General features: G+C 64.6%; 24 protein-coding genes. 10 read left to right on the top strand and 14 right to left on the bottom strand.

What is annotated here, in order from left to right; translation table 11 throughout:
- Positions 1-35: 35 nt before the first annotated feature.
- Both rplS and rpmE read left to right on the top strand, forming a co-directional pair.
- Positions 36-431, top strand: coding sequence for a 50S ribosomal protein L19 (gene rplS / locus KZZ07_RS00410; RefSeq protein ID WP_219510063.1), 396 nt, complete (start codon positions 36-38; stop codon positions 429-431).
- 12 nt (positions 432-443) lie between these two features.
- A complete protein-coding gene (rpmE, locus tag KZZ07_RS00415) occupies positions 444-665 on the top strand; it encodes a 50S ribosomal protein L31 (RefSeq protein ID WP_043140792.1) in 222 nt (73 codons plus the stop codon).
- Between the two features lie 81 nt (positions 666-746).
- Here rpmE and KZZ07_RS00420 read toward each other — a convergent pair whose 3' ends face one another.
- Entirely contained in the window at positions 747-935 is a 189-nt protein-coding gene (locus KZZ07_RS00420; protein ID WP_219510065.1) for a hypothetical protein, read from the bottom strand.
- A 225-nt stretch (positions 936-1,160) separates the two neighbouring features.
- Here KZZ07_RS00420 and KZZ07_RS00425 point away from each other — a divergent pair, with 225 nt between their 5' ends.
- On the top strand, positions 1,161-2,510 hold the full coding sequence (locus tag KZZ07_RS00425; RefSeq protein WP_219510081.1) for an aminotransferase class III-fold pyridoxal phosphate-dependent enzyme: 1,350 nt from the start codon (positions 1,161-1,163) through the stop codon (positions 2,508-2,510).
- 236 nt (positions 2,511-2,746) lie between these two features.
- Complete coding sequence (locus KZZ07_RS00430) at positions 2,747-3,544, top strand: methyltransferase domain-containing protein (RefSeq protein WP_219510083.1); 798 nt, start codon at positions 2,747-2,749, stop codon at positions 3,542-3,544.
- A 129-nt stretch (positions 3,545-3,673) separates the two neighbouring features.
- Here KZZ07_RS00430 and KZZ07_RS00435 read toward each other — a convergent pair whose 3' ends face one another.
- A complete protein-coding gene (locus KZZ07_RS00435) occupies positions 3,674-5,227 on the bottom strand; it encodes an alanine/glycine:cation symporter family protein (protein ID WP_219510085.1) in 1,554 nt (517 codons plus the stop codon).
- 25 nt (positions 5,228-5,252) lie between these two features.
- The gene (locus KZZ07_RS00440; RefSeq protein WP_219510087.1) at positions 5,253-5,687 is read right to left on the bottom strand and encodes a universal stress protein; all 435 of its coding nucleotides are present in this window, start codon (positions 5,685-5,687) and stop codon (positions 5,253-5,255) included.
- 274 nt (positions 5,688-5,961) lie between these two features.
- Between KZZ07_RS00440 and KZZ07_RS00445 the strand changes: the two genes are divergently transcribed.
- Together KZZ07_RS00445 and KZZ07_RS00450 are read left to right on the top strand one after the other, a co-directional pair.
- Positions 5,962-7,635, top strand: coding sequence for a bifunctional protein tyrosine phosphatase family protein/NAD(P)/FAD-dependent oxidoreductase (locus KZZ07_RS00445; RefSeq protein ID WP_219510096.1), 1,674 nt, complete (start codon positions 5,962-5,964; stop codon positions 7,633-7,635).
- A gap of 153 nt (positions 7,636-7,788) precedes the next feature.
- Positions 7,789-9,555: a SulP family inorganic anion transporter gene (locus KZZ07_RS00450; RefSeq protein WP_219510098.1), complete on the top strand. Its 1,767-nt coding sequence runs from the start codon at positions 7,789-7,791 to the stop codon at positions 9,553-9,555.
- Here the strand turns inward: KZZ07_RS00450 and KZZ07_RS00455 are convergent.
- On the bottom strand, positions 9,529-10,263 hold the full coding sequence (locus tag KZZ07_RS00455; protein ID WP_219510100.1) for a metallophosphoesterase family protein: 735 nt from the start codon (positions 10,261-10,263) through the stop codon (positions 9,529-9,531). The genes KZZ07_RS00450 and KZZ07_RS00455 overlap by 27 nt on opposite strands.
- Before the next feature lie 107 nt (positions 10,264-10,370).
- On the opposite strand from KZZ07_RS00455, the gene KZZ07_RS00460 reads away from it, so the two are divergent.
- On the top strand, positions 10,371-10,826 hold the full coding sequence (locus tag KZZ07_RS00460; RefSeq protein ID WP_219510102.1) for a GFA family protein: 456 nt from the start codon (positions 10,371-10,373) through the stop codon (positions 10,824-10,826).
- A gap of 69 nt (positions 10,827-10,895) precedes the next feature.
- Here KZZ07_RS00460 and serA read toward each other — a convergent pair whose 3' ends face one another.
- The 4 genes from serA to paaI all read right to left on the bottom strand — a co-directional run bounded on the left by serA (position 10,896) and on the right by paaI (position 15,758).
- Positions 10,896-12,497: a phosphoglycerate dehydrogenase gene (gene serA / locus KZZ07_RS00465; protein WP_219510111.1), complete on the bottom strand. Its 1,602-nt coding sequence runs from the start codon at positions 12,495-12,497 to the stop codon at positions 10,896-10,898.
- Positions 12,498-12,585: 88 nt separating this feature from the next.
- Complete coding sequence (locus KZZ07_RS00470; RefSeq protein ID WP_219510112.1) at positions 12,586-13,740, bottom strand: phosphoserine transaminase; 1,155 nt, start codon at positions 13,738-13,740, stop codon at positions 12,586-12,588.
- Positions 13,741-13,973: 233 nt separating this feature from the next.
- Positions 13,974-15,278, bottom strand: coding sequence for a phenylacetate--CoA ligase PaaK (gene paaK, locus KZZ07_RS00475; protein ID WP_219510132.1), 1,305 nt, complete (start codon positions 15,276-15,278; stop codon positions 13,974-13,976).
- Positions 15,279-15,305: 27 nt separating this feature from the next.
- Positions 15,306-15,758, bottom strand: coding sequence for a hydroxyphenylacetyl-CoA thioesterase PaaI (gene paaI / locus KZZ07_RS00480; RefSeq protein ID WP_219510141.1), 453 nt, complete (start codon positions 15,756-15,758; stop codon positions 15,306-15,308).
- 114 nt (positions 15,759-15,872) lie between these two features.
- On the opposite strand from paaI, the gene KZZ07_RS00485 reads away from it, so the two are divergent.
- Positions 15,873-16,214: a DUF2794 domain-containing protein gene (locus KZZ07_RS00485; protein WP_219510148.1), complete on the top strand. Its 342-nt coding sequence runs from the start codon at positions 15,873-15,875 to the stop codon at positions 16,212-16,214.
- A gap of 39 nt (positions 16,215-16,253) precedes the next feature.
- On the opposite strand, the gene speB is transcribed toward KZZ07_RS00485, so the two are convergent.
- From speB to KZZ07_RS00505, 4 genes are all read right to left on the bottom strand, one after another.
- Complete coding sequence (gene speB / locus KZZ07_RS00490; protein ID WP_219510165.1) at positions 16,254-17,207, bottom strand: agmatinase; 954 nt, start codon at positions 17,205-17,207, stop codon at positions 16,254-16,256.
- Between the two features lie 87 nt (positions 17,208-17,294).
- Positions 17,295-18,152, bottom strand: a complete 858-nt coding sequence (locus KZZ07_RS00495) for a C40 family peptidase (protein WP_219510167.1) — start codon at positions 18,150-18,152, stop codon at positions 17,295-17,297.
- Complete coding sequence (locus tag KZZ07_RS00500; RefSeq protein WP_219510169.1) at positions 18,152-19,543, bottom strand: leucyl aminopeptidase family protein; 1,392 nt, start codon at positions 19,541-19,543, stop codon at positions 18,152-18,154. The genes KZZ07_RS00495 and KZZ07_RS00500 overlap by 1 nt, the downstream gene beginning before the upstream one ends.
- 83 nt (positions 19,544-19,626) lie before the next feature.
- On the bottom strand, positions 19,627-20,007 hold the full coding sequence (locus tag KZZ07_RS00505) for a hypothetical protein (RefSeq protein WP_300434992.1): 381 nt from the start codon (positions 20,005-20,007) through the stop codon (positions 19,627-19,629).
- 146 nt (positions 20,008-20,153) lie between these two features.
- Between KZZ07_RS00505 and KZZ07_RS00510 the strand changes: the two genes are divergently transcribed.
- Positions 20,154-20,795: a carbonic anhydrase gene (locus tag KZZ07_RS00510; RefSeq protein WP_219510171.1), complete on the top strand. Its 642-nt coding sequence runs from the start codon at positions 20,154-20,156 to the stop codon at positions 20,793-20,795.
- A 71-nt stretch (positions 20,796-20,866) separates the two neighbouring features.
- Here KZZ07_RS00510 and KZZ07_RS00515 read toward each other — a convergent pair whose 3' ends face one another.
- Positions 20,867-21,250, bottom strand: a complete 384-nt coding sequence (locus tag KZZ07_RS00515; RefSeq protein WP_255564083.1) for a hypothetical protein — start codon at positions 21,248-21,250, stop codon at positions 20,867-20,869.
- 132 nt (positions 21,251-21,382) lie between these two features.
- Here KZZ07_RS00515 and KZZ07_RS00520 point away from each other — a divergent pair, with 132 nt between their 5' ends.
- The gene (locus KZZ07_RS00520) at positions 21,383-21,829 is read left to right on the top strand and encodes a hypothetical protein (RefSeq protein ID WP_219510173.1); all 447 of its coding nucleotides are present in this window, start codon (positions 21,383-21,385) and stop codon (positions 21,827-21,829) included.
- Between the two features lie 126 nt (positions 21,830-21,955).
- Here KZZ07_RS00520 and KZZ07_RS00525 read toward each other — a convergent pair whose 3' ends face one another.
- Positions 21,956-22,978 (bottom strand): aspartate-semialdehyde dehydrogenase, encoded by a 1,023-nt coding sequence (locus KZZ07_RS00525; protein ID WP_219510182.1) that lies wholly within the window; start codon positions 22,976-22,978, stop codon positions 21,956-21,958.
- Positions 22,979-23,079 lie beyond the last annotated feature (101 nt).

A 23,079-nucleotide genomic window follows, 5' to 3' on the forward strand; every position in this document is an offset into this window, starting at 1 on the left:
GCGGGAAAACCGCGACGAACATAGGAGTAGGTCAGATGGATCTGATCGCACAACTCGAGGCAGAACAGATTGCCTCGCTCGGGAAGAGCATTCCCGATTTCAAGCCCGGCGACACCGTGCGCGTCGGCTACAAGGTGACCGAAGGTACCCGTACCCGTGTGCAGAACTACGAAGGCGTCTGCATCAGCCGCAAGAACGGCAAGGGCATCGCGGCTTCGTTCACCGTTCGCAAGATCTCCTTCGGTGAAGGCGTGGAACGTGTGTTCCCGCTGTTTTCGACCAACATCGAGTCGATCGAAGTTGTCCGTCGTGGCCGCGTCCGTCGCGCCAAGATGTATTACCTGCGTGCACGCCGCGGCAAGTCGGCCCGTATCGCAGAGGACACCACCTACAAGCCGCTCAAGGGTAAGAGCGCTGGCGCTGACGCGTAAGGAGCCCGCGATATGAAAAAGAACCTGCACCCCGACTATCACCTGATCACCGTCAAGATGACCGACGGAACCGAGTATCAGACTCGTTCGACCTGGGGCAAAGAGGGCGACACGCTCGTCCTCGACATCGACCCCACCGTGCACCCGGCCTGGACCGGTGGTACGGGCCGCATGCTCGACCAGGGCGGCCGCGTGTCGAAGTTCAAGAAGAAATACGAAGGCCTGGGCTTCTGAGCCTTTCGCCTTTCGGAACAGGACGCCGCCCCTCGGGGCGGCGTTTTTCGTTGTACGGGCCTCAAACGGCCGGTCGAACCGTCAATTCTTGACGCTCAGCCCCATGCCGGACACGATCTTGGGGGCGCTGGGGGCGTGCAACTCATCCGGCACGCAGGTGGTCCATTTCGGTTGTCCGGGGCTGACCTTGGGCATGCAGGGCGGGGTTTCCGCCGCAGCGACATTGGCCAGGGCAACAAGGGTTGTCATCGAAAGCAAAGCGATACGCATTGTAATCTCCTTTATCAAATTCGGGGCAAGGCGTGCCCCGCAGGTCAAATCTACGCGTTCCGGTTGTGTCGCGGCAGTCTGTTATCCCTCACCCGGACCCGGCAGGTTCTTGCCCACCCCGGGCCATGTGCCCGTTGCACGCACCCCCACGAAGGCGCGCCGCCCACTGGACAGGACTTTCCGCCCCTGCCAATTTGATCAAAACCCGCAGCCGGAGTCGCCGCCATGAAGGACGAGAACTTTCTCAAGGAAAACAACGCCCGCCAGCTCTGGCACCCGATGGGCGCCCCGGGCGATGCACAGGTCAACCCGCCCAAGATCATCAAGGGCGCCGAGGGCAGCAGCATCACCGACATCGACGGACACTCGACCGTGGACGCCGTGGGGGGCCTGTGGTGCGTGAACCTTGGCTATTCCAACGACCGAATAAAACAGGCCATCGCGGACCAGCTTTTTGACCTGCCCTACTACTCGGCCTTTGCGGGCACCTCGAACCCGCCCGCCATCGAAGCGGCCTACGCGGTGCAGGAGTTCTTTGCCCCCGACGGGATGGAACGGGTGTTCTTCACCTCGGGCGGGTCGGATTCGGTGGAAACCTGCCTGCGGCTGGCGCGGCAGTATCACCGACTGCGCGGCGAACCCACGCGGACCAAGTTCCTGAGCCTGAAAAAGGGCTATCACGGCACCCATTTCGGCGGCGCCAGCGTGAACGGCAACAACCGGTTCCGCATCAACTACGAGCCGCTCCTGCCGGGCTGCTTCCACCTGCCGTCGCCCTATCCCTATCGCAACCCGTTCAACGAGACGGACCCGGCGAAACTGGCACAACTCATCGCTATGGCGATGGAGGACGAGATCCAGTTCCAGGGCGCGAATACCATCGCCGCCTTCATCATGGAGCCGATCCAGGGCGCCGGAGGCGTGATCGTGCCGCACTCCAGCTTCATGCCGCTGATGCGCGAGATCTGCGACCGGCACGGTATCCTCTTGATCTCGGACGAGGTCATCACCGGCTTTGGCCGCACCGGCGACTGGTCCGGGGCGCGGCACTGGGGCGTACAGCCCGACATGATGAGCACCGCCAAGGGCATCACCTCGGGCTATTTCCCGGTGGGTGCGGCGCTGATGTCGGGCAAGGTGGCCGAGGTCTTTGAAAGCGCGGGCGCCGATGGCGGCATCTACCACGGCTACACCTATTCGGCGCACCCGGTTGGCGCGGCGGCGGTCATCGCCTGCCTCGAAGAGACCCTGCGCCTGGACACGAAAACCAACGCCGCCGCCCGGGGCAAACAGCTGTACGACGGTGTCTGCAAGCTGGCCGAACGCTATGACATCATCGGCGACGTGCGCGGCGGCCACGGGCTGATGACCGGGATCGAGATCGTCAGCGACCGCGCGGCCAAGACCCCGATGGACGGCGAAACCATGAAGCGTATCCATCAGACGGCCTACGAAGCGGGCACGATGGTCCGGCTGGGCATGCACAATATCCTGATGTCGCCGCCTCTGACCATCACCGAAGGCGAGATCGACACGATCCTGAACGCCCTGGACAAGGGCTTTGCCGCGGCGTGACAGCGGATCGGGGGCTATGTAACCGCATGCCCCCTCACCAGCCTGATCGACGTTGCGCGTCACCTGCCAAACACGTCACGGCCCGCAGGTGCAGGGCCGCGTGGTCCGGGCACCCGGCAGTTTGACATATGGGCATTGCCGCATCCGTGATACGATTGGTCCAGCATCAATGACGCTGTGCCGGTGCAAGGCGCGTGATCCTGCCTGGCGATATGCGCAAACCGGTGGGTGCAGACATGCCGACAGACCTGAGCTTTGCCGACCGTTACCAGTCAGTCCTGGTGCCGGTGATCTTCCGGCCCTGGGCAGAGGAACTCGTCCGCCGTGCCGAACCTGGGGCGGGGGAGCATATCCTTGATCTTGCCTGCGGAACAGGCGTGGTCACGAGGCTGATCTCTTCCCTGGCCCCCCACCCCGGCAGTCTCACAGGCTGCGATCACAGCCCTGACATGTTGCGCGTCGCACGGACCCTCGCCGACGAGGCCGCTCCGGACGCCGAATGGGTCGAAGCGGATGCGGCGCACCTGCCCTTCCCGGACAATCGCTTCGATCTCGCATTCTGCCAGCAAGCATTGCAGTTCTTCCCGGACAAACCCGCCGCCCTGAGCGATCTGCACCGCGTCATGAAACCGGGCGGGCGGGTTATCTTCTGCGTTCAGCGCGAGCTGGACGTCAACCCGATGCTTCGGGCGCAGGCCGCCGCGCTGGACGCCTGTGTCGGTAGCAAAGCCGGGGATGCCGTCCGCGCTATCTGCGGCCTGCCGGAGGGCGATGAGCTGAGGCAGTTGTTCGATGCGGCGGGTTTCCGGGACATCGAGGTCGAGCCCGTTACCCTGACACTGCACCACCCGGATGCCCGCGCCTTTGCAATCGGTGCGATGGGCGGCATGCACACGGGGAACAAGCTGTCCTCCCTGGCAAGGGATGGCGTTGCGCGCGCCGTGGGGATCTTTCTGGATGGGTTGGAGGAGTGTTTCGACGGGACCTCCATGACATTTCCACATGCGTCGCATGTCGTCGTCGCCCGCGCCTGACCCGGTTCGCCGGCCTCTCTCGCGGCAGACCGCCGACCTCTTGTCCGGCGTGCTACCTGGTTCGGCCGGTGACCGACCGATGCGGCAGGGGGCCGATCCCGGCCCCCTGCCTGTGTCCGTTTTCAAGCCTCAGTGCTTGAACTTCTTGATCTCACCCGATTTCAGGCGGTCGAGATAGCTGTTCACCTCGCGCTTGACGATCGGCATCAGGAAGTAGAGGCCGAGGATGTTGACCACGGCCATCGCAAAGATCGCCGCATCCGAGAAGTCGATCACCGGGCCCAGGCTGGCCGAGGCACCGATCACGACAAAGATGCAGAAGATCACCTTGAACACCAGTTCCTTGGTCTTTCCCTCACCGAACAGGAAGGTCCAGGCCTTCAGGCCGTAGTAGGACCAGCTGATCATGGTCGAGAAGGCAAAGAGGATCACGGCAATGGCCAGGATCGTCGGGAACCAGCTGAAGGTGCTGCCGAAGGCCGCCGCCGTCAGGCCCACGCCCGAGGTATCGCCGACCGTTTTGATCGCGGTCCCGGCCTCGTTCAGCATGTAAGTGCCCGTCGCCTCGTCGATCATCAGCTGCTGGGTGATAATGATCACCAGCGCCGTCATGGTGCAGATCACCACCGTGTCGATGAAGGGTTCAAGCAAGGACACGAAACCCTCGGTGATCGGTTCCTTGGTCCGCACCGCAGAGTGGGCGATGGCCGCCGAGCCGACGCCCGCCTCGTTCGAGAAGGCCGCCCGCTTGAAGCCCTGGATCAGCGCGCCGACCATGCCGCCCGCGACACCCAGCCCGGTAAAGGCACCGGCAAAGATCTGGCCGAAGGCCCAACCGATCATGTCGGCGTTCATGATCAGGATGATCAGCGCCGTACCGACATAGATCACGGCCATCAAGGGCACGACCTTTTCCGTCACCGAGGCGATGGATTTCAACCCGCCGACGATGACGATAAAGACGATCCCGGCAAAGATCAGCCCGGTGACGAAGCCCGGGAAATCCCCCAGAACGCCGGTCAGCGCCTGGTGCGCCTGGTTGGCCTGGAACATGTTGCCGCCGCCCAGAGAGCCCAGGATACAGAAGATCGAAAAGAGCACGGCCAGGATGCCGCCGCCGGGCAGGCCGCGTTCGGCAAAGCCCTTGGTCAGATAGTACATCGGGCCGCCCGAGACATGGCCGTCCTCGAACTCGTTGCGGTATTTCACGCCCAGCGTACATTCGGTGAATTTCGACGCCATGCCCATCAGGCCGGCGAGGATCATCCAGAAGGTCGCCCCCGGTCCGCCGATGCCCACGGCCACCGCGACGCCCGCGATGTTACCCAGGCCGACCGTGCCCGAAAGCGCCGTGGCCAGCGCCTGGAAGTGGCTGACCTCGCCCGCGTCATTGGGATCTGAATAGTCGCCTTTCACCAGCGCGATGGAATGCGGAAAGGCGCGGAACTGGATGAAGCCGAAGTAGATGGTGAACACGGTCGCCGCGATCACCAGCCAGGCGACGATCCAGGGAAAGCTGGTGCCGGGAAAGGGGCTGAAGATTAAGGTCACGAACCAGCCGGTCGCGCCGCTGAATATTTCGTTGATCCTGTCGTCGATGGTCTGTTCCTGCGCGGCGGCAGCGCCCGCAAAGAGCAGAAAAGCCGTGGCGGCAAGCACCGCACGTTGTGTCAATCTGTTCATGTCGGTTGTCCTGTTCTACGGCGCTTCAGGGGACGATGGTGCAGGGCACCGGAGCGGTCTGGACCAGATTTCCGGCCACAGAGCCGAAAACCCGGCTGCCGAACCGCGAGTGCCCGTTGCGTCCGATGAAGATCTGGGTCGCTTCCATCTTCTCGGCGACCTCGCACAGCGTGTCCGCGATATGGCCATAGCGCAGCACCGTCTCGACCGGCACACCCTTGCCCTCGACCGATGCCTTGGCGGGCGTGATGATCGATGTCTCGGCCCGGTTCAGCTCTTCCTTGCGGCGCATGTGCCGCTCTTCGAGCTCGGTGGGCGTCAGGAAGGAGTAAGGCGACCATTCCAACACATGGGCGATCACAACGGTCGCCCCCTGCGCCGTGGCGCGATCCATCGCGAAATCCAGCGCACGACGCGCCGCCTCGCTGCCGTCAAATCCGACGACAAACTTATCGTTCATCTTGATTGTCCCTGTTCCGTTTTTTTCGCCTTATGGCTGTGTCCAGAGTAACAACGCTGTGACAGGGGATTTTCCCGAAAATATGCCAAACGCATGCCGGTTCGACCGAATTATCCAAATTTTTCCGCCTGGGGCGAAGCATCTCCCGCTTTTTGTGCGCAGCGGAGTCCGATTTTGCGCGCAAGACCTGCGACGGTTTCGCTCATGATGCATTCGCAGAAATGAATGTATACCTTCGCATAACCCGATTCCCCGCATGCAGGAGGTGCAGGCCTTGGAATTCCGCAAGATCACCGACGATATCACCGTCTCTCCCCAGATCACCGCAGATCACCTGCAAGAGATCGCCGACGCGGGCTATCGCGCCGTCATCTGCAACCGCCCGGACGGCGAGGGCGCCGATCAGCCGACCTTTGACGAAATCGCCGCCGCGGCCAAGGCCAAGGGACTGGAGGCACGCTATCAGCCCGTGACCTCGGGAAAGGTCATGGACGAGGACGCCGAGGCCTTTGGCCAGCTGCTGCGCGAGCTGCCCGGCCCGGTCTTTGCCTATTGCCGCACCGGCACGCGGTCCGCGACGCTCTGGTCGCTCAGCCAGGCCAAGACACAGGCCCCGGCGACGATCCTCGCCGCGACCAAGGGGGCTGGCTATGACATGGCCGGTGTCGTGCGCCGCATCGTGAACGGCGGCAAGACCCCCACCGACGAGGGCGACGCCAAGTTTGATGTCGTGATCGTGGGTGGCGGCGCGGCGGGCATCGCCGTGGCCTCCAGCCTCAAGGCGCGCAAGCCGGGGCTGGACATCGCCATCCTGGACCCGGCCGATGTGCACTACTACCAGCCCGGCTGGACAATGGTCGGCGGCGGCATCTTCGAGGCCGCGACCACCGCGCGCACGATGGGCAGCCTGATCCCGCAGGGTGTACACTGGATCAAATCCGCCGTGGCGGCCTTTGAACCGCAGAACAATGCCGTGGTGCTGGATGGCTGCCGCGTGGTGAAATACGACCGGCTGATCGTCTGTCCGGGCCTGAAACTGGACTGGCACAAGGTCGATGGCCTGGTGGACACCCTGGGCAAGAACGGCGTGACCTCGAACTATCGCTACGACCTGGCGCCCTACACCTGGGAACTGGTCAGCAAGATGCGCGAAGGCCGCGCGCTGTTCACTCAGCCGCCAATGCCGATCAAATGCGCCGGTGCACCGCAAAAGGCGATGTATCTCTCGGGCGACCATTGGTTCCGCACCGGGCGGCTCAAGAACATCGACATCCAGTTCATGAACGCGGGCGGCGTGCTCTTCGGGGTCAAGGACTATGTCCCGGCGCTGATGGAGTACGTCAAGAAATACGACGCCTCGCTGAACTTCTTCCACAACCTCGTGGCCGTCGACGGCCCGGCGAAGAAGGCGACCTTCAAGGTCGCCAAGCCCGACGAAGAACCGACAGAGGTCACGGTCGACTTCGACATGATACATGTCTGCCCGCCGCAGACCGCGCCGGATTTCATCCGCGTCTCGCCGCTGGCCGATGCCGCTGGCTGGATCGATGTCGATCAGGCTACGCTGCGACACAAGACCTATGACAACATCTGGTCCCTTGGGGACGTGATGAATGCGCCCAACGCCAAGACCGCAGCCGCCGCGCGGATGCAGGCTCCGGTGGTGGCAGAAAACGTGGTGGCAGACACCCGCGGCCTCAGCCCGCATGCGGTCTACAACGGCTACGGGTCCTGCCCGCTGACGGTGGAAAAGGGCAAGATCGTCCTGGCCGAGTTCGGCTATGGCGGCGCGCTCCTGCCCTCCTTCCCCAAGTGGATGATCGACGGCACCAAGCCGACGCGCGCCGCCTGGCTGCTCAAGGAACAGATCCTGCCGCCGATCTACTGGAAGGCCATGCTGCGCGGGAAGGAATGGATGGCCAAACCGGAAAGCATTTCAGCCGGATAGGGCGAGTGTTACAAAGGGCCGGGGCCATGTGCCCCGGCCTTTTGGTTTCGGACCAAAGCGGCCTGCACCCCTTTTAAATTCTGATTCCTGAATATATATACGGTCTCCAAACGCGACTCGGGGCCTGAACCCGACCCGAAAGCAGGATTCGCCATGAAACTCTCACCCCACCTGACCCGTTACCTGCCCATTCTCGACTGGGCGCGGACCTACGACCGCGAAACCGCCTCTGCCGATGGGCTGGCGGCGGTGATCGTGACAATCATGCTGATCCCGCAATCGCTGGCCTACGCGCTGCTGGCGGGCCTGCCTGCCGAGATGGGCCTTTACGCCTCGATCCTGCCGCTGGTGGCCTATGCGATTTTCGGCACCAGCCGCGCGCTGGCGGTGGGCCCGGTGGCCGTTGTCTCGCTGATGACCGCCGCCGCCATCGGCAATCTTGGACTGTCGGACCCGCTGGACATCGCCATGGCCGCCGGGACGCTGGCCTTCATCTCGGGCGTGATCCTGTCGCTTCTGGGGCTGTTCCGTCTGGGGTTCCTGGCCAACTTCCTGTCCCACCCCGTCATTGCCGGGTTCATCACCGCCTCGGGCGTTCTGATCGCCGCCTCGCAGCTGAAGCATATCTTCGGCATCGACATGCACGGTCACACCCTGACCGAGCTGATCCGTACCATGTTTGCGCACCTGGGTGAGATCAACATCTTCACGCTTGTCCTTGGCGTCTCGGCGCTGGCCTTCCTGTTCTGGGTCCGCAAGGGATTGAAACCGCTGCTGCTGAAACGCGGCGTTCCGCCAAAACTGGCCGACGTGCTGACCAAGGCCGGGCCGGTGGCCGCCGTCGTCGTCACCACGCTGGTCACATGGGTCTTTGGCCTGTCGAATGCCGGGGTCAGGATCGTCGGCGAGATCCCGATGGGTCTGCCGCCGCTGACCGCGCCCAGCTTTTCGCCCAGCCTCTGGAATGAACTCTTCATGTCCGCGCTGCTGATCTCGATCATCGGGTTTGTCGAATCCGTCTCAGTCGCGCAGACACTGGCGGCCAAGCGGCGCCAGCGCATCTCGCCGGACCAGGAACTGATCGGCCTGGGCACCTCGAACATCGCCTCGGCGGTCTCGGGCGGTTTCCCGGTCACCGGTGGTTTCTCGCGCTCTGTGGTCAACTTCGACGCAGGCGCCGCGACCCCGGCGGCGGGCGCCTATACCGCCGTGGGCATCGCCATCGCGACGCTGCTGCTGACACCGCTGCTGTTCTTCCTGCCCAAGGCAACGTTGGCCGCGACGATCATCGTCGCCGTCCTCAGCCTTGTCGATTTCTCGATCCTCAAGAAAAGCTGGAGCTATTCCAAGGTCGATTTCGCCGCCGTCTTTGCCACCATCGTCCTGACGCTAGGGTTTGGCGTGGAACTGGGCGTCTCGGCGGGTGTGCTGATCTCGATCGGGCTGCACCTCTACAAGACCTCGCGCCCGCATGTGGCAGAGGTCGGGCTGGTGCCGGAGACCCACCATTTCCGGAACATCAAACGTCACCGGGTCGATACGCTGCCGCACCTTGTCACGCTGCGGGTGGATGAAAGCCTCTATTTCGCCAACGCGCGCTTCCTCGAGGATTACGTCCTGGGCCGCGTCACCTGCGACGAGCCAATCGAACACGTCGTGCTGATGTTCCCGGCTGTGAACGAGGTCGACATGAGCGCGCTGGAAACGCTGGAGGAGCTGAACCGGCGCCTGTCGGAAATGGGGATCAAGCTGCACCTGTCCGAGGTCAAGGGGCCGGTGATGGACAGGCTGAAACGGTCGCATTTCCTCGACGACCTAACCGGCAAGGTCTTCCTGTCGCAGTTCGACGCCTGGCTGGCCCTGCAAGAGCCCTCCCCCAAGCCGGAAAAAGGTTCAGCCTCCGAGATAGACGCGGCCTGACGCCTCCAGCGTAAAGATCGCGCCGCTCTCTTCAAGGACGGCAACCCCGGGCGGGCGCCCATAGCCCGCCCCGGTATCCAGGTTCAGCCGGTTGCTCGTCAGTTCGGGCGCCTCCACCGGTGTATGTCCGTGCACGATCAGTGCCCCGTGGTCGCGCGTGTCTTCATGGAATTCGTGCCGAATCCACAGCAGGTCTTCCTCGTCCTGCTGGTCAAGCGGCACGCCGGGGCGGATGCCCGCATGGACAAAGACCTTGCCCGCCTCGCGGTGCATCAGCTTTAGCCCCTGCAAGAAGGCCAGGTGTTCCGGCGGCACGGCGGCCCGGAATTCGGCGGCCAGGTCCTTGCGCCGGATCCGCTTGGGCACGTCGACGCCGTAGGACTCGGCCGTCTCCAACCCGCCGATCCGCTCATGGAACCAGTCGTAGCCCAACAGCAGGTAGGGATCCTGACGCGGCGCGGGCGGGGCGATGAACCACTCGAACAGGCGGTCGTGATTGCCTTTCAGGCAAACCCAGTTGCGCCCCTCGGCCAGACCGCTGCTCAACCGCTCGATCACCCCGCGCGAGTTCGGCCCGCGGTCGACGTAATCGCCCAGGAAGATCACCCGCGCGTCCGGCCCACCGTCCTCTTCGATCCGGTCCAGCGCGGTTTCCAGCATGGCAAGCTGGCCGTGAATGTCGCCAATGGCGTAGATCGTGTCACTCATGCCTGCCGCCTAGCATGTTCCCCCGGGCCGGGCCAGTTGCGCCGGACCTCTGGCCGGGATCGCCGGTTGCGCCTAGGGTGCCGCCAGACACCAGCCAAGGAACCACCATGCCGACACCTTCCCTGCCGCTCGACGGGTCCTGCCGTTGTGGCCAGGTCCACATCCGGATCACCAAGCCGCCCCTGATGACCGCCGCCTGCCATTGCCGGGGCTGCCAGAAAATGTCCTCCAGCGCCTTTTCCCTGACCGTCATCGTCCCGGCGGACGGGTTGGAGGTGACAAAAGGCGAACCGCTCGAATGCGGCTCCCACGGACCGGATCAGGACCACATGGCCTGTCCCCATTGCATGAGCTGGATGTTCACGCGCATCACCGGGATCGACACATTCGTGAACGTCCGTCCGACCATGTTCGACGACACCGGCTGGTTTTCCCCCTTCATCGAGACCATGACCCGCGCCCGCCTGCCCTGGGCCATGACCCCGGCGCGGCACAGCTATGAGGAATGGCCACCGATGGACAGGTTCGAAGAGCTGATCGCGGAATACCAGGCGCAGGGCTGACGCCCGGCAAGAAAAGACCCTCCCCCGGCGCGCGGGAGAGGGTCAAAGCTGTCGGCGCTTGGGTCCCGCTCAGGCCACGTCGAATTGCAGCGGCTTGATCTGGTTGAACAGACCCGTTTCGGCCAGCTGCGCGCGGGCCTCTGCCGACACCGGCTCATCGACGTAAAGCAGCGCGATGGCCTCGCCACCCGCGTCCTTGCGGCCCAGGGTAAAGTTGGCGATGTTCACGCCATTGCGGCCCATCGTGTTGCCCAGCGCGCCGATGATTCCCGGCTCGTCGTTGTTGGTGGTGTAGAGCATATGCGCGCCCACTTCGGCGTCGATGTTGATGCCCTTGATCTGGATGAAGCGCGGCTTGCCATCGCTGAAGACCGTCCCGGCAATCGACCGCTCGCGCTTTTCGGTCACGACCGTCACCTTGATGTAACCTTCGAAGGCACCCGACTGTTCCTGGTTGGTGGTCGAGATCTTGATGCCGCGCTCGCGCGCCACCATCGGCGCCGAAACCATGTTCACCTCGGGGTTCACCGATTTCATGATGCCCGCGATCAGCGAACAGTTCAGCGCCTCCAGGTTCATGGTCGCCGCTTCGCCGTCATAGAGGATATTGATCGCCTTGATCGCCTCGTCGGTCATCTGGCCAATGAAGCTGCCCAGATGATCGGCCAGCTTGATCCAGGGGCCCATGACCTTGGCCTCTTCGGCGGTGACGCTGGGCATGTTCAGCGCGTTCTGCACCGCGCCGGTCAGCAGGTAGTCCGACATCTGCTCGGCCACCTGCAGGGCCACGTTTTCCTGCGCTTCGCTGGTCGAGGCGCCCAGGTGCGGCGTGCAGACCACGTTGGGCAGGTCGAACAGCGGGTTCTCCTTGGCCGGTTCCTCGGCGAAGACGTCAAAGGCCGCGCCGGCCACATGGCCGGACTTGATCAGTTCGGCAAGCGCCGCTTCGTCGACCAGGCCGCCACGGGCACAGTTGATGATGCGCACGCCCTTCTTGGTCTTGGCCAGGTTCTCCTTGGACAGGATATTGCGGGTCTGGTCGGTCAGCGGCACGTGCAGCGTGATGAAATCGGCGCGCTTCAGCAGGTCATCCAGGTCCTCGACCTTTTCCACCTGCATCTTGCCGGCTTTCTCTTCCGACAGGAAAGGATCGTAGGCCACGACCTTCATTTTCAGGCCGCGGGCGCGGTCGCAGACGATGCCGCCGATGTTGCCGGCGCCGATCACGCCCAGGGTCTTGCCGGTCAGTTCGACCCCCATGAACTTGGATTTCTCCCACTTGCCCGCATGGGTCGAGGCGCTGGCCTCGGGGATCTGGCGGGCACAGGCGAACATCATGGCGATGGCATGTTCGGCGGTGGTGATCATGTTGCCGAAGGGCGTGTTCATCACGATCACGCCTTTCTTCGACGCCGCTTCCTTGTCGACGTTGTCGGTGCCGATCCCGGCGCGGCCCACCACCTTCAGCTTGTGGGCATGTTCCAGGATCGAAGGCGTCACCTTGGTCGCGGACCGGATGGCAAGGCCGTCATACTCGCCGATGATCTCGGCCAGCTTTTCCTTGTCCTTGCCCACGTCGGGCAGGAAATCGACGTCGATGCCGCGATCGCGAAAGATCTGGACAGCGGTTTCCGAGAGCTTGTCGGAGACGAGAACTTTGGGTGCAGTCATGGGATACACGCCCCGGACCTGATCCGGGGCCTCCTGTTGAGAGGATATGGGGGAGAGGCCCCGGGTCAGGCCCGGGGCGCGCGTTGTCTCAGGCGGCTTGCGCTTGCGCCGCGACCTCTGCCGCGAAGGCATGTTCCAGCCAAGGCATCAGGGCCTCGATGTCCGAGGTTTCCACCGTGGCGCCGCACCAGATGCGCAGGCCTGCGGGCGCGTCACGATAGGCGCCGATGTCCAGCGCCACGCCCTCGGCCTCCAGCCGCTTGGCCACGGCCTTGGCAAAGGCTGCCCCGTCCTTGATGCGGTCATCGGTGAACTTCAGGCAGACGCTGGTGTTCGACCGCGTGGCCGGGTCCTCTGCCAGGTTGGCGATCCAGTCATGCGTGTCGCAGAAATCCCAGATCACCTTGGCATTGGCGTCGGCGCGGGCCATCAGTGCGTTCAGCCCGCCGATCTCGCGCGCCCAGTCCAGCGCGACAAGGTAGTCCTCGACCGCCAGCATCGACGGCGTGTTGATCGTTGCGCCGGTAAAGATGCCGTCGATCAGCTTGCCGCCTTTGGTCAGGCGAAAGATCTTGGGCAGCGGCCATGCGGGTGTGTAGTTTTCAAGGCGTTCGACGGCGCGGGGGCTGAGGATCAGCATCCCGTGCGCGGCCTCGCCGCCCATGACCTTCTGCCAGGAGAAGGTGGTCACATCCAGCTTGTCCCAGGGCAGGTCCTGCGCAAAGGCCGCCGAAGTGGCGTCGCAGATGGTCAGTCCTTCGCGATCCGCCGGGATGGCATCGCCATTGGGCACGCGCACACCGGAGGTGGTGCCGTTCCAGGTGAAAACGACATCGGTGTCGAAATCAATGGTCGCGAAATCGACGATCTCACCATAGCTGGCCTCTTTGACTTCGGCGTCGATCTTGAGTTGCTTGACCACGTCGGACACCCAGCCCGCGCCAAAGCTTTCCCAGGCGACCATCGTCGCCTTGCGTGCGCCCAGCATCGACCACATGGCCATTTCAACCGCGCCGGTGTCCGAGGCGGGAACGATACCGATCTTGTAGTCTGCCGGGATACCCAGGATTTCGCGCGTGCCTTCGATGGCGGCCAGCAGCTTGTCCTTGCCGACCTTTGCGCGGTGCGACCGGCCGAGGGCCGCGTCGGACAGCTTGTCCAGAGAGAATGTGGGGATCTTGGCGCAGGGGCCAGAAGAAAAACGCGGATTAGCCGGCCGCGTTGCCGGTGCTTGGGGTGCCATAGCTGAGCTAACCTTCCAGATAGATGCCCCTCGTTGGGGAGGGGTGTCCCACGAGTGCGTCTACGGCAGGGCCAGAGACTCGGCAAGTCGGTTTTTGCATCTATTGGGTCGGATTTCGGGCCGGACGGCAGCCCCTCTGACGCCAATCGGAAACTCTGACGGCTTGGACCCGGAAACGGCAAAAGGCGCCCGAAGGCGCCTTTCAAGGGACGGCGAGCGTCGCCCGGCGGCCCTCAGATCTTGGGCCGGTTGTCGACAATCCGCACCGCCTTGCCCTGGCTGCGCGCCACGCCGCCGGGGTCGGCAACCTCGACCTTGACGGTCACGCCGACCACCTGCTTGACCTTGGCGGACAGTTCGCGCGCGGCCTCCGAGCCTTCGGCCACCGCGTGCGGCCAGGGTTCGACGACGACCTTCATGACGTCCTTGTGGTCGACCCGGTCCAGTTCCAGCTGGAAATGCGGCGCCAGCGCCTTGACCGTCATCAACTGTTCCTCGATCTGGGTCGGGAAGACGTTGACGCCGCGCAGGATGATCATGTCATCGCTGCGCCCCGTCACCTTTTCCATCCGCCGCATCGACCGCGCCGTGCCGGGCAGAAGGCGCGTCAGGTCGCGCGTCCGGTAGCGGATCACCGGAAAGGCCTCCTTGGTCAATGAGGTAAAGACCAGTTCACCCAACTCGCCGTCCGGCAGCACCTCACCCGTTTCCGGGTCGATGATCTCGGGGTAGAAGTGGTCCTCCCAGATGTGCAGGCCATCCTTGGTCTCGACGCATTCATTCGCCACGCCCGGCCCCATGACCTCGGACAGGCCATAGATGTCGACCGCATGCATGTCGAAGGCTTCCTCGATCTCCAGCCGCATCGCGTTGGTCCAGGGTTCGGCGCCAAAGATCCCCACCTTCAGCGGCGACTTGCGCGGGTCGCGGCCCTGGGCGGCATATTCGTCGATGATGGACAGCGCGTAAGAGGGCGTGACCGTGATCCCGGTGGCCTGAAAATCCTCGATCAGGCGCACCTGGCGCTGGGTCATGCCACCGGAAATCGGCACAGTGGACAGGCCAAGCTTGTCGGCGCCCAGATGAATGCCCAGCCCCCCGGTGAACAGACCGTAGCCATAGGCGTTGTGCAGCACGTCCCCCGGTTTCAGGCCGGCCGCCCGCAGGCTGCGCGCCACCACTGTGCCCCAGGCATCGAGGTCATTGTCGGTATAGCCCACCACTGTCGGCTGGCCCGTGGTCCCGGACGAAGCATGGATGCGCCGGACTTTTTCCCGCGGCACGGCGAACATGCCGAAGGGATAGTTGTCGCGCAGGTCGGTCTTTACCGTGAAGGGGAACTTGGCCAGGTCCGCCAGCGAGGTCAGGTCATCGGGATGCACGCCCGCCGCATCGAAACTCTGCCTGTAAAACGGCACGTTTTCGTAGGCATGGCGCAGCGACCATTTCATGCGGTCCAGCTGCAAGGCGGCGATTTCATCGCGCGAGGCGATCTCAATCGGGTCAAGGCTGTCCTTGGACGGGGTGAGGTCTTCCATCGGGTCTCCTCCGGCGGTGCTGGCGCGTCAGGCGCGATCTTCCTGGGTTAATTCCTCTTCGGGGAAATGCTGGCCCTTCACGGTGCGCGACAGGCCACGCATCAGCGCCACCTTGCGACCGTCCGCGCCGGTCACGGTCACGTCGTAGACGCCCGACCGGCCCGCCTGCGCCTGTTCCTCGGCCGTGGCGGTCAACCGTTCGCCCAGCTGGCCCGGAGCCAGGAAGGTGATCTGGTTTTCCTGCGCGACGGTCAGGGTGTTGTAGCTGTTGCAAGCATAGGCAAAGGCGGTGTCGGCCAGGGTAAAGATGATCCCGCCGTGGCAGATGCGGTGGCCGTTCAGATGCGCCGGCTGCACCTCCATCGAGAGCACGGCCCGACCGGGGCCCACCGCCTCGATCTGCATCTTCATCTCCTGCGCCGCGGTATCCTTGGCATACATGGCCTCGGCCGCACGCTCGGCACGTTGCTGCGGTGTCATCTCGCTCCTCCCTCGGTGGCGCGACACTGCCCAAAACCGACCGCGCGGTCAAGTAATTTCTGAGCCACCATCCACCCCCTTGATTTATTGCCCGAAGGGCGCAACTCTGGGGGTATGAACAGCTTGACGCCCTTCCCCGGCCAGGGGTCCGCACATGAGGTGGTCGCCTTTCAGCGGGCCGAGCTCAACGTCATCCTATCGCTTTATGGACGCATGGTCGCCGCCGGCGAATGGCGCGACTACGGGATTTCCAGCCTGCGCGAGGTGGCCGTCTTTTCGGTCTTTCGCCGCACCGCCGAACATCCGCTCTACCGGATCGAGAAACGCCCAAAGCTGCGCAACAAACAGGGCGAATACGCGGTCTACGGGATGGAGGGGCAGGTGCTCAAGCGCGGCCACGACCTGAAGACCGTGCTGCGCGTGCTGGAACGCAAGCTGATCCGCCCGGTCGACTAGGGACAGGCGCCGGCCCCTGCCGGCACCTGCCGCCGGTCGTCACTTGGCCAGCATCGCGCAAAGCAGCTCGAACATGATCGACACGCCCAGGAAGGCGGTCCCGCCAGCCTGGTCAAAGGGCGGCGAGACCTCGACAAGGTCCGCGCCGACGATGTCCAGCCCCTCCAGTTCGCGGCAGACCTGCAACGCCTGATAGCTGTTCGGCCCGCCCACCTCCGGCGTGCCGGTGCCGGGAGCGAATGTCGGATCGACAAAGTCGATGTCATAGCTGACGTAGCAGGGCGCGCTGCCCACGGTGGCGCGCGCCTCTTCCATGACCTCGGCGACGCCCCGGGCAAAGAACTCTTCGATGGTGACGATGCGAATGCCGTTGGCGGCGGCGAAATCCCGGTCCTCGGAATCGTACATCGTGCCCCGGATGCCGATCTGGATGATCCGCTTGGGGTCCAGCAACCCCTCCTCGACGGCGCGGCGGAACGGCGTGCCATGCGTGTACATCGTGCCGCCGAAATAGCTGTGGAACAGGTCCGTGTGGCTGTCGAAATGCACCATGCCCAGCGGCCCGTCCTTGGCCAGCGCCCGCAGGACGGGCAGCGAGGTCAGGTGATCACCCCCCGCCGTCAGCGGCCGGATGCCCGCCTGCTGCAACTGCGTGTAAAAGGCGGTGATGCGCGCCATGCTGTCGGGGATGTCCGCCGGGTTCGGCCCGACATCGCCAAGGTCGGCGCAATTGGCCGCCTCGAAGGGGCGCATGCCCGTAGCCGCGTGCTGGGCACGGATCATGGTCGAAGCATCGCGCAACTGGCGCGGCCCGTGGCGCGGGCCTGGCCGATTGGTGGTGCCGCTGTCCCAGGGCACGCCGACAAACCCGACCTGCACATCCTGGAACCGGGGGTGATCCGGCGTCAGGTGCGGCAGGCGCATGAAGGTGGGAACGCCGGCGAACCGTGGCAGGTCGAAACCGGAGACGGGGTGAAAGAATTGGTCGGACAAAGGCGGGCTCCTGCGGTTGCGGGGGCGAGGGGCCAGCCCCTCGCGCTCCCCGGAGGTATTTTCAGAGAGAAGAAGACAGGGGCGCGGTCAGGTGGTCAAGCGGGCGTGGCGGGTGACAGGGCCATCGCCTTGCTGCTGGATGCGGACAATGGCCTGTGTGATCGGCTCGTAGGCGACCGCCATGTGAAAGGCATTGGCGTGGATCAGCCTGTCGGGGTCCGAGACCCAGGCCACGTGGCCCTTCCAGAACATCAGGTCGCCGCGTTCGGGGGGCGTGCCTGGGGGCAGCGCGCGGCCCAATGCCTCTTGCATGTCGCTGTCGCCGGGGCAGTCCCGCCCGCAGGCGTGCAGGGCGATCTGGACGAGGCCGGAACAGTCGATGCCGAAGGCGCTATTGCCCCCCCAGAGGTAGGGAGTCCCCAGCAGGCGTTCGGCCACGGCGACGGGATCGGGTTCAAGCCTGTCCACCGGCGCGAGATGCTGCACGGGAATGTACAGATCCCGGGGCACGGTTCCGCGCGACCAGGCCACACGCGCCCAGCCGTCCTGTTCCCCCAGGACCGGCAGGCGCGCGCCAAGCGACAACGACGTGATCAGTCCCATCTGTTTCAGGCCCGGAGTAGACTTGCCGTAGCTGCGCGCGGCGGCAACCCGATGCGTCGGTTCCTCGGTCGGAGCACCGACCAGATCCACCGGGTCCATCCAGCCGACATAGCCATCCTTTTCGGCCATGCCGAAGGCCCGGCCTTCGTGCAGTTCAAGCACCCGAAACAGGTCACCGCGCAAGAGCTGCCGGTCCCGCGCACCGCCGATCCCCGCCAGCAGGTCGGCGACAGGAGTCGTGACGGGGTGCACCTCGCCTTCGACAAAGCGCTCCGCCTCGACTTGGCCATGCAGCGAGACATGGGCCACCCGGTTATTGAAAGGCGTCAGACGGCGGTCCATCAGAGGCCCAGCACCTGCGGCAGCGCGTCGATGATGGCGCGTGGCCCCTGCATCAGCCCGCCCTTGGCACGCCCCGGCTCGGGCTTTGGCTGCCAGGAATAGATGTCGAAATGGGCATAGCGCGCGGCCTGTCCGGTGAAGCGGCGCAGGAAAAGCGCGGCAGTGATCGACCCGGCAAATCCGCCCGAAGGCGCGTTGTCGAGGTCGGCGATGCCCGGTTCGATCATCGCCTCGTAGGGCGCATGGAAGGGCATCCGCCAGACCGGGTCGGCGGCGCCGGGCGCGGCGGCACTCAGCGCGCCGGCGAAATCCTCGGCATCGGTGTAGAAGGGGGCCAGGTCCGGCCCGACCGCCACCCGCGCCGCGCCGGTCAGCGTCGCCATCGAGATCATCAGGTCGGGCTTTTCCTCGTCGCCGTAGGTCAGCGCATCGGCCAGCACCAGCCGTCCTTCGGCATCGGTGTTGTTGATCTCGACCGTCAGCCCCTTGCGCGAGTGCAGGATGTCGCCGGGGCGAAAGCTGTGGCCTGACACGCTGTTTTCCACCGCCGGGATCAGCAGGCGCAGGCGCACGGGCAGGTCCAGCGCCATGATCGCCTGCGCCAGCCCGATGGTATTTGCCGCGCCGCCCATGTCCTTTTTCATCAGCCCCATCGAACCGCCGGGTTTCAGGTTCAGCCCCCCGGTGTCGAAACAGACCCCTTTGCCGACCAGCGTCAGCAGCGGCCCCGTGGTGCCCCAACGCATGTCGATCAGCCGCGGCGCCTGCTGCGCGGCGCGGCCCACCGCGTGGATCATCGGGAAATAGGTCTTTGCGGACAGCAGATCGTCGCCCGCGATGACCGCGACCTCGGCACCGAAGCGGGTTGCCAGATCCCGCACCTCGGCCTCCAGCGCCTCTGGCCCCATATCCGAGGCCGGGGTATTCACCAGGTCGCGGGTGCGCGCCTCGGCCTCCGCCAGGATCTGGATCCGGCGGGGATCGACCCCTTCGGGCGCAACGAGAGTCCGTTCGCGCGCGCCCTGTTCGCGGTACCGCCCAAAGGAATAGCCCGACAGCAGCCAGCCCAGAGCCTCGGTCGCCGCGCGTTCCGGCGGCAGGCCGGAGGCAATCCGGTAACTGCCCGGCGCCAGCCCCGGGAGGGCACCGGCCAGCGGGAAGCGCTGGCGCGCGCGCGCATCGGCACTGCCGTAGCCCGCAAGCGCCCCGACCGGCACACCGTCCGCCCCCGGCAGCATCAGCGCCGTGCCAAGCCCGCCGGCAAAGCCGTTGGCCTCGACCCAGGCGCGCGTCGGCGCATCCTGTCCGTCCAGCCAGGCCGGCAAGGCATCGGCTTCGATCAAGTAGAGCGGCAGGGTGGCGGTATCGGGCGTGGCAAAGGACACGGGCATGGAGGCTCCTGTAACAAGGTGCCGCCAGCCTATTGCCTGCGCCGCCCGCCGCAAGCGGATTTCACACCCGGGGTCCACCCCGTTCAGACGGTGAACTCATTGAGATCCCAGAGTGCCGTCAATGAGCGTTCGCCCACCCGCGCCAGCCGGGCCAGTGTCGCCGCCTCGGCCACGGCGTCGCCCAGTTCGATACAGGCCATGACGTCATGAGCCACCTCGCTCAGCGAGCACAGGCCGATCTGGTCGGCGATCGCGGCAAGCCCGCGCAGCCCCTTGTGCATGTCCTCGCGCGGGCCCTTCAGGGCCTGCGTCTGGATCTGGCACATGCGCTGCGCCAGTTCCTCCATCGCACGGCAAACCACGTCCTCGGCCGCCGGTCTGCCCAGATCGGTGCACAACGTCTCGATCTGGGCCGGATCAACGGCGGGCCGTTCCGCCGGTGCCAGATAGGTAACCTCTTTCACATCTCACCCCATTCAAGTGCCCCACGCGAGGCGCAACATGCCCTCTGCGAGGTTCCCAAAAGGTTATCCCAGAGATGTGTTTTCGCTCGAATTTCCCCTGAATTCATCGTAGTTGGACCAGGCAAATTCGACGACCGGAGGATTTCATGGAATTCGCACGCCCCCTGCCAGGATTTCTTCTGCAGCGTTATCATGGCTGGAAAGCCACCACTCATGCGGAAAACAGCGCTTGGTACCGCCGTCTTGCCGACGAGGGTCAGCGGCCGCGCGCGATGGTGATTTCCTGCTGCGATTCGCGGGTCCATGTGACGTCGATCTTCGGCGCGGATCAGGGCGAGTTCTTTATCCACCGCAACATTGCCAACCTGGTGCCCGTTTACGAACCCGACGGCCAGCACCACGGCACATCGGCGGCGGTGGAATATGCGGTCTCGGCGCTGAAGGTCGCGCATCTGATCGTTCTGGGGCATTCCAACTGCGGCGGTGTGCAGGGGTGCCTGGACATGTGCGAGGGGCGCGCGCCGGATCTGGAGGAAACCGCCAGCTTTGTCGGGCGCTGGATGGATATCCTGCGCCCGGGCTACGAGGCGGTAAAGGGGGATACGGACATGCCCCACGCGCTGGAACGTGAGGCCGTCGCCGTATCGCTGCGCAACCTCATGACCTTCCCCTTCGTGCGCGAGGCAGTCGAGGCCGGCAAGCTGGGCCTGCACGGTCTCTGGGTCGATATCGGTAGCGGCGAGTTGAAGAACCTCGACGGCAAGTCCGGGCAGTTCGTCCCGGTCTGAACCCGAATGTGAAGACTGACTTTCGGCCCGGTCGCGTTCTCGCCTCCGGGCCTTTTCGTGTCTGCCGCCCCTCAGGCGGTGGCAGAGCGCGCCGTGGCAGAGCGCGCCGCGACGCGCGGCAAGTCCAGCTCCCCGGTCTCTCCGGTGCGATGCGCCCGCACACAGGGCCGTCCGATCCGGGCCGAAAGCTGGGCCAGCGGAACGCCAAGGTCGCTGCCGGTGCACATCCCCTCACCCGTGTCGTTCACGATGACCATGTGGCCCCGGCGAAAGACCAGCCGGAATCCCTTGGCGCAAAGCTGTTCATGAAGGGTCTGCCAACTGGCGGCGCGCTCCAGGATCGGCGTCAGGAACAATCGGAGCAGCGACAAGGCCTCACTGTCCAGAGGCCTTGGCAGGCCGGATGTCCGGGGGACGGTCGGCCAATTGGCCTGCGGTATGGCAGTGTGAAACATCCTACGTCTCCTTGCCGATCAAGAAAGCGTGGCACCGAATTGCGGCAAAACTTGGGCAGCAGCGGCCACTTGCCAAGGATTTGCCGCGAAAGGCAAACCGAGCATTAACCATGCGTGCGGCAAGGTAAGGACATGGAAGAGACCGAAATCACCCTGCGCTTGCCCCGCGCCCTGCACGATGCGGCGTCCCACCTGTCGGCCCGGCGCGGCACGACGCTGGGCCATCTCCTGCAAGAGGCGTTGTCCCGCACGATGCGGGAGGCGGCAGGGGATACGGCGGCACCCGCGCTGACGGCGGCCCTCCGGAACAGGCTGATCCCGGATTTTGACCAGGCGCGCAGCTGGCCCGAGCTTCAGGGCCGGCTGCTGCTCAAGGGTTCCCGCCTGCGCCAGTCGGTCGAGGGGCTTGCCCTTTACCACCATCCGGGGGACCAGCGAATTTGCACACTCTCGGCCCTTGGCCAATGCCCCGAGGCACTGAGCAGGAGGTTTGGCCGCGCCTTTCCCGCCCATGCACGCAGCTGGATCCCGCGTGCGGCGCCACCTGCGGAAAAGGACGCCCTGCGACCCACGGGATAGCCGCTGACACAAAAGAACCCGCGCACGTGGCGCGGGTTCTGTGATCTCTGTCGGGCCGGGACACGGCCCGGGATCTGACCACCACCTCTACCGGGGGGTTCGCCGCGCTGTGCGCGGACCGTCAGATCACCCTTTCTTCAGCGCCTTCTGGCCCAGCACCTCGGCAATCTGCACGGCGTTCAGCGCCGCGCCCTTGCGCAGGTTGTCGCTGACACACCAGAGGTTCAGACCGTTGTCGATCGTCGAATCCTGGCGGATGCGGCTGATGAAGGTGGCGAAATCGCCAACGCATTCCACCGGCGTGACGTAGCCGCCGTCCTCGCGCTTGTCGATCACCATGATGCCGGGGGCCTCGCGCAGGATGTCACGCGCCTCGTCCTCGTCCAGATGGTCTTCGAACTCCAGGTTGATCGCCTCGGCATGGCCGACAAAGACCGGAACCCGCACGCAGGTGGCCGTGACCTTGATCGACGGATCGACGATCTTCTTGGTCTCGGCGACCATCTTCCACTCTTCCTTGGTCGAGCCATCTTCCAGGAAGACGTCGATATGCGGGATCACGTTGAAGGCGATCTGCTTGGGATAGATAGAGGGCGGAACCTCGTCGGTGGGATTGTAGACGGCCTTGGTCTGGTTCCAAAGCTCATCCATGCCTTCCTTGCCCGACCCGGACACCGACTGGTAGGTCGAGACGACAACGCGCTTGATCTTGGCGCGATCATGCAGCGGCTTGAGCGCCACGACCATCTGCGCGGTCGAACAGTTCGGGTTCGCGATGATGTTCTTCTTGGTATAGCCCATGACCGCGTCGGCGTTCACCTCGGGCACGACCAGCGGAACGTCCGGGTCGTAGCGATAGAGCGACGAGTTGTCGATCACCACGCAGCCCGCCGCCGCCGCCTTGGGCGCGAACTCCTTGGTCGGGCCCGAGCCCACGGCGAAAAGCGCCATGTCCCAGCCGGTGAAATCGAAGGTGGCAAGGTCCTGGGTCTTGAGGGTCTTGTCGCCAAAGCTCACTTCTGTGCCCAGCGATTTTCGCGACGCAAGCACGGCGATCTCGTCGACGGGAAACGCCCGTTCGGCGAGGATGTTGAGCATCTCGCGGCCCACGTTACCCGTGGCGCCTACGACGACAATACGGTAGCCCATCTGGCCCTCCTATGGATCTGCGCCGCCGGAAACAGGCGGAATGCCCCGCCGGCGGACTGGCGCGGTACTTATCGCAGGTGCAGCATGGACGAAAGCCCCAT

The sequence above is a fragment of the Mameliella sp. CS4 genome (assembly GCF_019392335.1).
Lineage (GTDB): Bacteria > Pseudomonadota > Alphaproteobacteria > Rhodobacterales > Rhodobacteraceae > Antarctobacter.